The organism is Candidatus Zixiibacteriota bacterium (genome assembly GCA_016933955.1).
Classification (GTDB): Bacteria; Zixibacteria; MSB-5A5; order GN15; family PGXB01; genus JAFGTT01.
This window is the reverse complement of record JAFGTT010000032.1, coordinates 261,334-273,263: the sequence shown is the minus strand read 5'-3', so window position 1 is coordinate 273,263 and position 11,930 is coordinate 261,334. Positions and strand designations below refer to the sequence as shown.

The 11,930-nt window shown below is 49.3% G+C and carries 13 protein-coding genes; 7 read left to right on the top strand and 6 right to left on the bottom strand.

Features of this window, described 5'->3' with window-relative positions; all coding sequences use genetic code 11:
- Positions 1–634: 634 nt before the first annotated feature.
- From JXQ28_12460 to JXQ28_12445, 4 genes are all read right to left on the bottom strand, one after another.
- Positions 635–2,185, bottom strand: coding sequence for a DHA2 family efflux MFS transporter permease subunit (locus JXQ28_12460; protein MBN2278545.1), 1,551 nt, complete (start codon positions 2,183–2,185; stop codon positions 635–637).
- A 20-nt stretch (positions 2,186–2,205) separates the two neighbouring features.
- The gene (locus JXQ28_12455) at positions 2,206–2,550 is read right to left on the bottom strand and encodes a 4Fe-4S binding protein (protein ID MBN2278544.1); all 345 of its coding nucleotides are present in this window, start codon (positions 2,548–2,550) and stop codon (positions 2,206–2,208) included.
- A complete protein-coding gene (locus tag JXQ28_12450; GenBank protein ID MBN2278543.1) occupies positions 2,547–3,215 on the bottom strand; it encodes a TetR/AcrR family transcriptional regulator in 669 nt (222 codons plus the stop codon). The genes JXQ28_12455 and JXQ28_12450 overlap by 4 nt, the downstream gene beginning before the upstream one ends.
- A gap of 346 nt (positions 3,216–3,561) precedes the next feature.
- Positions 3,562–4,326, bottom strand: coding sequence for a hypothetical protein (locus tag JXQ28_12445; protein ID MBN2278542.1), 765 nt, complete (start codon positions 4,324–4,326; stop codon positions 3,562–3,564).
- 391 nt (positions 4,327–4,717) lie between these two features.
- Between JXQ28_12445 and JXQ28_12440 the strand changes: the two genes are divergently transcribed.
- The 7 genes from JXQ28_12440 to JXQ28_12410 all read left to right on the top strand — a co-directional run bounded on the left by JXQ28_12440 (position 4,718) and on the right by JXQ28_12410 (position 9,760).
- Entirely contained in the window at positions 4,718–5,227 is a 510-nt protein-coding gene (locus JXQ28_12440; protein ID MBN2278541.1) for a hypothetical protein, read from the top strand.
- Positions 5,228–5,366: 139 nt separating this feature from the next.
- Positions 5,367–5,954 (top strand): CDP-diacylglycerol--glycerol-3-phosphate 3-phosphatidyltransferase, encoded by a 588-nt coding sequence (gene pgsA / locus JXQ28_12435; protein ID MBN2278540.1) that lies wholly within the window; start codon positions 5,367–5,369, stop codon positions 5,952–5,954.
- Positions 5,951–6,421 carry a phosphatidylglycerophosphatase A gene (locus tag JXQ28_12430; GenBank protein ID MBN2278539.1) on the top strand — a complete coding sequence of 157 codons (471 nt, stop codon included), beginning with the start codon at positions 5,951–5,953 and terminating at the stop codon, positions 6,419–6,421. The genes pgsA and JXQ28_12430 overlap by 4 nt, the downstream gene beginning before the upstream one ends.
- A gap of 21 nt (positions 6,422–6,442) precedes the next feature.
- Positions 6,443–7,684, top strand: coding sequence for a competence/damage-inducible protein A (locus tag JXQ28_12425; GenBank protein ID MBN2278538.1), 1,242 nt, complete (start codon positions 6,443–6,445; stop codon positions 7,682–7,684).
- 1 nt (position 7,685) lies between these two features.
- Positions 7,686–8,255 (top strand): RNA 2',3'-cyclic phosphodiesterase, encoded by a 570-nt coding sequence (gene thpR, locus JXQ28_12420; GenBank protein MBN2278537.1) that lies wholly within the window; start codon positions 7,686–7,688, stop codon positions 8,253–8,255.
- 167 nt (positions 8,256–8,422) lie between these two features.
- Positions 8,423–9,472, top strand: a complete 1,050-nt coding sequence (gene recA, locus JXQ28_12415; GenBank protein MBN2278536.1) for a recombinase RecA — start codon at positions 8,423–8,425, stop codon at positions 9,470–9,472.
- A gap of 99 nt (positions 9,473–9,571) precedes the next feature.
- Entirely contained in the window at positions 9,572–9,760 is a 189-nt protein-coding gene (locus JXQ28_12410; GenBank protein MBN2278535.1) for a hypothetical protein, read from the top strand.
- A gap of 5 nt (positions 9,761–9,765) precedes the next feature.
- On the opposite strand, the gene JXQ28_12405 is transcribed toward JXQ28_12410, so the two are convergent.
- Positions 9,766–10,749, bottom strand: a complete 984-nt coding sequence (locus tag JXQ28_12405) for an HD domain-containing protein (GenBank protein ID MBN2278534.1) — start codon at positions 10,747–10,749, stop codon at positions 9,766–9,768.
- 126 nt (positions 10,750–10,875) lie between these two features.
- Positions 10,876–11,496 carry a hypothetical protein gene (locus JXQ28_12400; protein MBN2278533.1) on the bottom strand — a complete coding sequence of 207 codons (621 nt, stop codon included), beginning with the start codon at positions 11,494–11,496 and terminating at the stop codon, positions 10,876–10,878.
- Positions 11,497–11,930: the final 434 nt, after the last annotated feature.

Genomic DNA, 11,930 nt, shown 5'->3' with positions numbered 1-11,930 from the left:
CCGCCTACGGCATAAATGCCTTCGGCGGATCCACCCCTCTCAAGAGGGGATTGTTGAGATGGATTCCCGATCAGGTCGGGAATGACAGACTTTTTCCGGAAATGACAGAATAGAAATGGGAATGACATGAAGGCGGTGGGAATGATTCAATGCGGGGCAGAGAAAGGAGTCTGTGGCCGACGAAAATATTCAAAGTTCCATCTCGAGATGGGATTCAGGGGTGTGTCAAGCAGATTGGATAACACACCCTGTCTCCGCCTACGGCATAAATGCCTTCGGCGGATCCACCCCTCTCAAGAGGGGATGAAGATGGATTCCCGATCAGGTCGGGAATGACAGAGAAGAAACTTGGGAATGACGGGCTTTTTTCGGGAATGACAAAAAACGATGCGAGAATGACAGGAAGATTATAACAGGCAAACGAGGGCGTTTGCCGGACACCAAATGACAATGTATGATGCCCACGAAAAAACGGGGCTGTCGCATGAAGAGAGAACTAAAAGGCGGCTACCGGGCGGATTCGTAATGGGGCCTCTGACATAATCGACTTTTTAAAAGATTCAGCAAATGCCCGGTCTTTGAATAGGCCATGAGTTCTGGTCTGTTGTATTTTGCTTTTAACGATCCTCCATTATTATTGCTTTAATATATCACGCGGTGGCATACGCCTTAGCGCGAATACCAGCCCGACTATTCCGACGCAACAAATGGCCAAAAAAACTATCAGCCAGCCACTCATAAAAGTGGCCCTGGCCAGTAATAACAGTTTTTGTCCGGCTTCCACCGGTAAAGCGCCGGCCAGGACAACGGCGGAACCGAGCGATTCTTTTGCGCCCTGAATCACTTGAACCGAAAAAAACGCATTCCCATCCAATGCTGTATCCATTCGAAAGCGGTAGATACTGCCAAGCACTGCTCCCAGAGCGGCAACGCCAAAAGCCCCTCCCAGCTGAAAAGAGATATTGCCGATGGCCGAGCCGATCCCGGCTCTTTCTTTCGGCACCGCTCCCAACACGATATTAAGCGCAGGCGTCATGATATTCCCGAGGCAAAAACTGAGTAAGCCTACACAGAGACCGATGAGCCAGAAGGGAGTCGCCGATTGCCAGAAAGCGATAAGCGGAGCCAGCATTGCCATTCCTGCAAAGCCCCATGCCACTACCGTCCTGGTTCCCCAGCGCAGAACACTGCGGTGACTGGAAACAGAACCGAAGGCGTAGCCGACGGCCATTGGGAGAAAGCGGAGGCCGGTCTCCATGGGCGAGTAGGTTTTGACAAACTGCATGTACAGCGTCAAAGCAAACAGGACGCCGAACATGGCGAAAGTCATGATAGCGATACTGCCGCTCCCAGCCAACAAATGCGGATTTTTGAAAAGGGAGAGGTCTATCATCGGGAAGTCAGTCCGTCTCTCCCGCAGATAGAAAAATAAACCGGAGATTAAAGCCAATATCAGCGCTCCATACACCAGGGGGTGTGCCCAACCAAGGTCGGTTCCTTTGATGATACCAAATACCAGTAAGAAGATGGTTGCCGCCGACAGAGCGGTTCCGGGTAAATCAATGTGGCGTCGGGCGCGAGTGTTGTTTTTGGGTATCAGGAAAAATCCCGCGGCCAAAGCCGTGATAACGACCGGCACATTTATAAGGAATATCGCGCTCCAGTTGAAGTGCTCAAGCAACCATCCCCCGAGAAGGGGACCGAGGACGACACCGAGGCCGTTCATCGCACCCCAGGCACCGATGGCTTTGCCGCGTTCTTCAGGGGGGAATATACTCGAAATGATTGCCAGTGTGGCGGGCATAATCATCGCCGCGCCCGCACCCATGAAGACGCGCGCAACTATCAACTGCCATACGGAACCGGCAAACGCCCCGGACAGACTCGCCAGACCGAAGAGGGACATCCCGGCGCGGAGCATAGCCGTGTGACCGATGCGGTCACCCAGCGCCCCCATCGTCAATAGCAATGTGGCAAACGCCAAAATGTAGGCGTCAACGATCCACTGCAGTTCGGAGAGCGTTGTTCCCATCTGACGTTGCAATGTCGGCAGAGCAACATTAAGCACCATATGGTCGAGGACCACGATCAGAACCGCCAGTGCCAGGACCGAAAAAGCCTGCCATCGGCGCGAGTAGATTGTTGTTATTCCCGTGTCCGCGATTTCTTTTTCCTTCAGTAACATTAGTGTGTCAATCTCCTTATTCAATGATTTTGCCGGTACGCTTGAGTTGCATCAGAGATCAGGGGACCTAAATGTATGGCTTGCTTTCGGCATACTTCGAGACATCGGCCGCATGATTGACAGTCGACGGTACCGACCGCATAAGCAACCTGCATACCGTGATGTCGAATTCTCATTCGGGCAATCCATCCCAGTTGTTCATAATCGGCGGAATTTATCCTGCGAACTTCCAATACACCCCGGGGACAGGCTTCAACGCATTTGCCACATCCTTTGCAACGTCCCAAATCAATAACCGGAATCCAACGGTCCGATTTCGCGTTAACGAGACGGTTAACCTCGATATGTTTTTTCTGTTCAATCATTTATTACGTTTCCTTCGGGGGGAAGATATTCTTTGTTTCATTGTCGCCGGGGAGGGGGCAAGCCAGGCCCTCAGTAGATCAAGCATCGAATTGAGATAATGTTTACGGTCACCCGTTTGAACAACGCTGTCTGCTGTAGTATGTAACACCGAGAAGAGGAGCCTGGCCGAAGCGTCGATTTCAACAAGTCGACAGGCGCCGGATTCGATTCCTGTCTTCAATATCCGGGTAATAATCGTATTGGAGGATATGGCGGTGTCGATAGGCCGATCCGCAATTGGTCCGTGAAAGATAGCTTTGTGCAGATCGCCGAGTTCCACAATGAAATCGATGAAGTGAATGCACTCTTTTTCGAATGTGTCCCACCAGTCAGAGAGTGCTTCGCCCGCAAATCTTTTTTGCATTTCGGATATGTATTTCGATAGAAGGTGTGCGCGAACTTCAACAAGCATATCTTCCCAGGATGGAAAATAGAGATAAAAAGTCCCCTTGGCCGCTCCCGCGGCCCCGGTCACATCCTCGACACGCGCATTTATAGGGTCCCGGCTTCTCAGGACGCTAAGGGCGGCCTCGAGCAATTCTATCCGACGCGCTTCGGGGCGCAGTCGGCGGCGCTTCGAACCGGCACCACCTTTTTTTCGCCTGCCATGCGTAAATTTCACCATGTTTTAATGACCTCCAGTCATTAATATAATGACTGTGGGTCAGTATGTCAAGAGTTTTTTTACTAATCGGAAAAATGTCTATTCGGAGGAGTTTTATAGATATCGTCAGCTTATCCTGCCTTCGGCGGATCCACCCCTCTCAAGAGGGGATGAAGATGGATTCCCGATCAGGTCGGGAATGACAAAAAAGGGGTTGGGAATGACAGGAAAATGTGTCGGGAAGTAATAAAACAATACGTTGGAAATAATGATGGAAAATAATTATCGGGTTTCTCGCCAAATCGGTTGAAATTCATTCACTCGGAACAGAGAACTGTAACAGGCCAGAATCCCTTATCCGCAGGAGTCATCTTATCTGCGTATTGGCTTTTTTCCACTCATAATATCTATTGACTTCATCATACAGGGGATGAGACTTGAGGGCGCAGACTTTCTCCCATATAGTCGATTGGAAAATGATTCCGTCAGGCGTTGCGTCTTTGATTGATCCCTGCGACAGGCTGATGCCGAATACCACCAGATAAGGACGATCCCGGAAAAGTGTCTTGCCATACTTCAGAAGAAATTCGCCGCGAAGTTGAATCTGGTTTTTATTTTTTAATTTGCCCTGAGAGCCTCCGACATCCGACAGCCATTTGGCCTCTCCGAGAAAAAGCGCATTGGCGGTTAAAATACCCATGTCGATTTCCGGGCCGCCGGAAACAAGAGTATCCGGATGAGGAATACGCCGCCAGAGATAGATTTCGGCTTTTTGGGTCTGAATATCCGGCAGGTTTAAAAGATCAAACAGTTCGGAGAGCCAGGCTTCTTTTATGCGAGTGTCAGCCCGTGCGGCCGTGCCGAACACCGACCAGGTAATAGCATCCTCGCTGTGAAGAGACTGAAGATCGCAGTAGTAACCGAGTCCTGAACTTGCGATTTTGGCATCTTCATCGCCAAAGGCTCCGGCATGGCGGCTCTTGTACAGCTTTTGAGTTATTTCGGGGGGCGGCCAGGGAGTGCAGTCGGTGCTAATCAGATTATGATAGGGATGGGTGGCGGCAATCACGCCGCCCCGGCTTCGGGCGCAGGGTATTTCTTTACCATTCCAGTTCTTCATTTTTGTTTGCATCTTGTTACTCCATAAGACAATTTATATTTTATAGATTTCAGGATTTATTCAGATTTGCATGGATTCATATTAATCCCTAATAATAAGCCATAACTTACCATATTCAGGAAACCCAACCCATTGGAGCGGGATGGTCGGTATGTCAATCGGGGTAAGGTCGCTGTGTATGTGTTTCCAAAACACTTTATTTGCATGTATAATATACGACCGAGAAATCGGCAATCTGTTTTTGACGAGCTGTTTATTCAAACCGGGAAAATTACACAGTAGTTGGGGAGAAATATTTGGAAATGAGGGAAAATCGCCGGGAAAAACCTTGCCTAATATTTTAAAATGTTTTAACAATGCAGAAATAGAGGGAATCTTTAATATCAACAGCGAGGGACATGCCATGAAAAAGAGTCTTGTTTTTTTGTTTGTTTTAATTCTGACCCTGCCGGTTCTGGTGGTCTGCGGACAGGCCTCGGATCAGAAGACCGAACCGGCGGTTCAGGAGAAAGCACCGGCCGAACAAGCGGCGGCCGAGCAACCGTCGATTATTGGTGAATGGACGATGCTTCCGACCAAAATGCTGGCCGGGGGGAGTCTGATTATCGGGTCGGACGGCAAGTATACCCGGGCCGATAAACCGATCGAGGGAACCGCCTCATCGGTGACCGGGCCGTACAAACTGGATAAGACCGCGACTCCGGCGGCGATTGATTTATGTGTCGGGGAATGCGGCGGTCCGGGCTCGGAATGGACAACGCTGTTTTGTATTTATCGGTTCCATACGGCCGACACGCTGGAGATCAGGTATTCACCCGACAGCAAACGGCCGACCGATTTTGCCGAGAAACCGGATGACAATACCATGATTTTTGTCCGCAAGCCGGCGGAAACGAAAATGGAAAAGAAATAAAATCTTCGGGCCGGGGCTTTATTAATCAGCCCCGGCCGTCTTATACTCCGGCTACTTTTTCAGTGGAAAATCGGATGGACAGGGGAGTCGGCAAATCCGATTGACAGCCATGTGATATCTTAGTAAATTCTCCTCTGTCATGAATATGCCCAACAAATTGACTCTCAGCCGGATTATCCTGACGCCCGTTTTCATGTCGTTTTTCCTGATTGACAACGCTTACAGCCGGATTTTCGGCTTTATATTATATGTTGTTGCGGCGCTCACCGATATTGCTGATGGGCATTATGCCCGCAAATACGGGATTATCACCGGATTCGGGAAATTTATGGATCCCCTGGCCGATAAAATTCTGGTCTCGGCGGCCCTGATTGCGCTGGTATCGTTGGGATTTGCGCGGGCGTGGATGGTAATGCTGATTATCGCGCGGGAATTTTATGTGACGGGGATTCGCTCGCTGGCGGCTTACAAAGGCTCGATCATACCGGCCTCGACCCTGGCCAAGCTGAAAACAATTATACAGATGAGCACGATTACTTTTATGCTTCTGGTGATTACGCTCGATGCCTTTTTCTCGCTGGTGGAAAGCCCTCTAAAAGAGTTGCTGATTTTCAACCGGCAGGAGGTGTACGATATTCTTCTGGGGGCGGCCACCTTGATAACGGTTTACACCGGCTTTGATTATACCGTGAAATATTACTCGATGCTGAAGAATGTTCTGCGATGAATAAGAATTCCATTATCAAATTTCTCGCATCGGGTTTCTATTGCAGTTACAGCAAAATAGTCCCCGGTTCCACCGGGACTATTCCGGCCTGGCTGATCGCCTGTTTTTTCCTTAAAGGCCATGAAACCGCAACCATTATGGCCGCAGTGGCGGCGACTGTAATCTCGGTTTTTCTGGCGGGGGAGGCGGAGAAAATTTACGGTCATGACGCCAAACGGATTGTGATCGATGAGTGGGCGGGGATGTTTATCACGTTGATTCTGGTGCCGTATTCGCTTCTTAATTTCGGTCTGGCTTTTATATATTTTCGGCTACTGGATGCGGTCAAAATCTGGCCGGCCAATGCTGCCGAGCGACTACCCCGGGGGTGGGGAGTGACGGCCGATGACGTGGTGGCGGGAATTCAGGCGAACCTGTTAACCCAATTGACGGTATATATCATAAATCATTATATTGGGGGAGCTTAATCCGGCGAGGAAAGAGTTAACATGGATGTCGAAATAATCACTATCGGCGATGAAATCATCTCGGGCCACACGATTGATACCAATTCCCCGTTTATTGCCGGGAAACTGATGGAGATCGGTTTGCCGGTGGTATATAAAACGGCTGTGGGTGATGATGCCAAAAAAATGGAAGAGGTTTTTTATCTGGCTTTGAAGCGGGCGGATATTGTTATCACCACCGGGGGACTGGGACCGACCGATGATGATATCACCAAGCGTGCAATTGTCAAGGTTTTCAAACGCAATCTGGTTTTCCATGAAGAGGTTCTGGAGGATATCCGAAAACGTTTTGCCGCGCGCGGGATTGAAATGCCGTCGATCAACCAAAACCAGGCTCTTCTGCCCCAGGGGGCGATTTATCTTCCCAACCGGATCGGTTCGGCGGTCGGAATCGTCATTAACGATGGCGGTAAGATATTTATTTCGCTTCCGGGAGTTCCCCGCGAGATGCAGGTAATTGCATCCGAAGAAATGATACCGTATCTCGAGAGTCATATCAGCAAGCAGTTTATTCGGACGATTAAACTTCGGACGACAGGGATAATCGAATCGGCTCTGGCCGAGAAAATCACGCCTTATATTAAGTTGTCCGAGACCATTCATCTGGCCTATCTGCCGGCTTATGGAGGTGTGGATCTGCGGATTATGACCTACGGGACCGATGGGGATGAGGTCAGCAAGGCGGCCGAGGAACTGGCGGAGAAATTGAGAGGATTGGTCGGGAAATATATATACGGGGAAAATAATGATTGCCTGGAGGGAGTGATCGGTCGTTTGCTGAAGGAACGGGGAGCCAAACTGGCCACCGCCGAATCATGCACGGCCGGACTGCTGGCGGCCAGGATCACCGATATTCCGGGTTCATCGGCCTATTTTGACCGGGGGGTGGTGACCTATTCCAACCGGTCGAAAATAGAACTGCTGGATATCCCTGCGGAGATTATCGATAGATTTGGGGCGGTTTCGGCCGAGACGGCCGAGGCTATGGCGGTCGGTATCAGGAAGCGTTCGGGTTGCGAGTATGGTTTGTCCATAACGGGAGTCGCGGGGCCGGATGGGGGGACTGAGGAGAAGCCGGTTGGGACGGTTTTTGCGGCCGTAGCCTCGTCGGCCGGGGTGATTTCACGAAAGTTTCAACTGACCCGCGACCGCGAAATGAATCGTAACAGATCGGTTTACGCCGCCCTGGAGTTGTTGCGCAGGAATATGCTGGGAATTGAATGATATGCGTCTTTTTATTGCTTCGCCATTGACGAATGAAGTGGAAGAAATGCTCGGCAAAGCTATCTTTGTCCTGAAACAGAAACGAACCCGGGTAAACTGGGTGGCTCCGAAGAATATCCATCTGACGCTGAAATTCCTCGGGGATACCGATGAAGCGCAAGTGGCCGAGATTATATCATCGCTTGAAAGTATTGCCGGGCGGCATCGGGCGGTCAATTCGATGATTGACCGGCTGGGCGCATTTCCGAATATCAGGCGGCCGCGGGTAATCTGGGCCGGATTATCCGGAGGGATTGAGCAACTTGAGGCCCTCGCCGGGGAAATCGAAGAAGCGATGGCGGCATTTGGTTTTCCGAAGGAAAACCGGCCGTTTAAAAGCCATCTGACACTGGGGCGGGTTAAAGACAATTTTCAGACCGCGGAACTGGCCGAGGCCGTAAATAGTTACCAATTCGTTCCGGAGAAAATCGTTTTCAGCGAGATGGTCCTGTTTAAATCGACTTTGACTCCGCGCGGGCCGATCTATGAGAGACTGTCCACATGGAAACTTATGGTTTCCAACCGCGAATAATTTTCGATCACGCTTATTTTCACTGACAGCATTTGACAGCGGGGGCTTTTATATGTTAATTGAAAATGTGATATTCATGATATAAAAAATGAATATCTTTCTATGAAAAAAACGAAAACGGGAAGAGAAAAATGGCCAAAAGCAGTAAAAATATAGGTGAGGTCAAGATGGCGGTAGGCGCACCTGACAGGAAGAAGGCGCTTGAGAGCGCCTTGAGTCAAATCGAGAAATCGTTCGGCAAAGGCGCGATAATGCGGATGGGGGATGATGTGGCAATGGAAGTGGCCATAATTCCGAGCGGTTCGCTGGGACTGGATTATGCTCTGGGAGTGGGGGGAGTCCCGCGCGGGCGGGTAACGGAGGTGTATGGTCCCGAGAGTTCGGGCAAAACGACTCTGACGCTTCATTTTATCGCCGAGGCCCAGAAACTGGGGGGGATTGCCGCTTTTATCGATGCCGAACATGCTTTTGACGCTCATTATGCCCGGGCGCTGGGGGTCGATGTCGATAATCTACTCATTTCCCAGCCGGATACCGGCGAGCAGGCGCTGGATATTGTCGAGACCCTGGTGCGATCAGGGGCAATTGATATAATCGTGATCGATTCGGTGGCGGCGCTGGTGCCGCGAGCGGAGATCGAGGGCGAAATGGGCGATGCCCATATGGGGTTGCAGGCGCGGCTGATGTCGCAGGCCCTTCGCAAACTGACGGCGGTTATTTCCAAATCGAAAACAGCGGTTATTTTTATCAATCAGATTCGGATGAAGATCGGAGTTATGTTCGGTAATCCGGAGACGACCACCGGCGGTAATGCGCTGAAGTTTTATTCGACCATCCGGCTGGATATCCGCAAGATCGCCACGATCAAGGAAAACCAGGAAGTGGTCGGGGGGCGGACCCGGGTACGGGTGGTCAAAAACAAGGTGGCGCCGCCGTTCCGCGAGGCCGAGTTCGATATTACGTACGGCAAGGGGATTTCGTATTCGGGCGAGTTGCTCGATCTGGCGGCCAAGTATGATATTGTCGAGAAATCGGGGGCGTGGTACAGTTTCGGCGGTGACCGGCTGGGTCAGGGGCGAGAGGCGGCCAAGCGGTTTGTCGAGGAGAATGCCGATATCTGCAAGGCGATTGACGTAGCAGTGCGGGAGAAGATGGGGATGATGGGGTCTGGTGGCGGCAGTAAAGAGCCATCGGAGCAGACGGTGGAAGAGGAGTAGGGAAATATTCGGGGTTGTCAACGGGAAATGATATTATTGATCCGCTATTTCTCCTGGATTAAATCAAATGGATTCCGGATGATAAAGGGCTTGAAATAAATGCCTAAAAGGAAAAAGATATGGATTCTGGTGCTTGTGAAACGAGGATTTATTCAAGAACCGGAAGTCTTTTATGATCAAAATAAAGCTCAAATTCGAAAAAGAGTGTTAATGTCGGATTTCAATCCGGATTATGATGAAATAGACATTTTTGAAAAAAGGCTTGCGATAGACAAAGTCCTTGTATGATTTAGTCAGATATTCAGCAGGCCGGAGGGGCCCATCAGTTCGGCGAAGGCTTTGAGCATTTTCCGCTCGTAGGCATTTTTCATGGAAAACATCTGTTGCAGGGCCGGGAAAGTTTCTTTGGCTTTCTGGTAGACCCGCTCGGTTGTCATGGCATCGAAGGAATCGACAATAGCCACAATCTTGCTGTAATCATGCATTTCGCTTAAACCGATTCCATTGGGATAACCATCCTTGCCGCCCCGTTCATGATGCTGGAGAACCGGGTAGTAGGAAACCGGGTTGATCATGTCGGTTCCGCTTAGGATCTCGATCCCCCATTTGGGATGCTTTTTCATCAGTTCGAATTCCATAGGAGAAAGGGTAGTCCGCTTGTTCAGAATACGATCGGATATTTTCGATTTGCCGATATCGTGAAGCAACGCCCCCATGCCCAGTTCGTTGAGCGATTTATCGTCTCTGATCCCCAGTTGCTGGGCGAGAGCCACGGCGAAGGTACAGACGTTGACCGAGTGGGTGTAGGTGTAATAGTCGAAAGAACTGATGCGTAGGAGATTGTGGAAGGCGGCCTGGCCTTTGAGAATAAAGCCGACGGTATGGGTCACCATGCTGGTGGAACGGCGGATATTCTCACCAAAAGTCGGGTTCTCAAGAACGTCTTTCATGAGGGATTTCGAGGTGTCGTAGAGGATGTTAGCCTTTTTCTTCTCCGGGATTTTCCGGTCATTTAAGATTTTGTCAAGATTTTGTTCGATATATTTCTGGTATTTATCTTTGAATTTTTCGCTGACATAAAGCCGGTTAACATTGTTTTCCAGCAGTTTATCGAGGGTTTTTTCGGAAAAGGGGAGGTCGGCCGAACGGTAGAGAATCATCTCCTCGCCGATTTTGATATAGAGGTCAAAGCTCAAAACCGTATCGATTCTGAGTGATTCCAGATAAATCGGCAGGTAGCGGGTGCCGGTTTTGCTGTTGAGTAAATGTATTGCCATTTAAACGCAAATTTTTAAAGTTATTTTACTTATCGGTAAAAAAGGGCCTCAAATTTAAATAAAAACCCCGGAATGTGAAAATTCCGGGGTACCTATAGGAGGGAGAAAGGGATCCTGAACAAGCAATCAGGTTCCGTAGTTTTTTATGGAGGTCAAAACCGAGCCAAGAGAATTGGTAATACTGGTCAGGACCTTTGAGTATCTTTTGAGCAATTCGCTGTACTGCCAGCGCATTTTAAAGGCATCGGAAGGGAAATCGAAAAGGTCGAGAAGGGTTTTTTTGTATATTTCATCGATATATTTAATGACATAATAGGCATATTCGGGAATATTGGTCTGGTCCACCTCGCCTTTGGCCAGCCGTTCCCGGTAGATTTCCACTTTTTCCAGGACCACGGTCCCGAAACACCAGGGGGTCATAATCACCCCGAAATTGGAGCCATCGGTATAGAAGCTACGCGCGGTTTTCATGGTCATGCCGACAATAATTTTCTTGGCCTGGTAAAAGGCGGCGGTTTCGACACATTCCTTGCGGGTGGTTTTCAGCTTGCTATCAATATCAGAGAGTTCCTCTTCACATCGTTCATAGACCTTTTCCAGGAATCCGTAGTAATCGTCAAAATAAACCTTGACGTTTTCCGACAGGGTATTGATATAATGCCCGCCGGAGTCTTTATGGACTTTGGGTTCAACCACTGCATCAAGTTTTTCCCTGGTAAAACCGCGCTTGAATTTGTTGTCCAGCATTTTGACTCCTTTACTTGATCGCCTCTGTCATGGCTTTGAGCAAAGGGCGTGCCTTTGATCATTCCATCTTGTTTCCAGGATTTGTGAGTGAGGAAAGTGTCTTTTTTGTTCTCTTATCGCAATGTACGACAATAAGTTAGATTCTGCAGGGGAATAGTCGGATAGATTTCGGAGTCACTTGGGATTCGGTTGCAGGGAAAAGCAGGATTTATAACATCGGGCAGATTATATGAAGGCGATTTCACATTTGCGGTGATTTTAGGATGGGGTTGGATGCGTCGGATGGCATTATATCGGGTATGTGGAAAAAAGAACAATAGGCCTTCTCAACCCGTGAATTATTAAGGATTTATGACTGATGTGGTTAAATAAAACGGAAGTTTTGTCGATAAAAAAACAGATTAATCAAACCTTACAAACTGGTTTGTAAACGC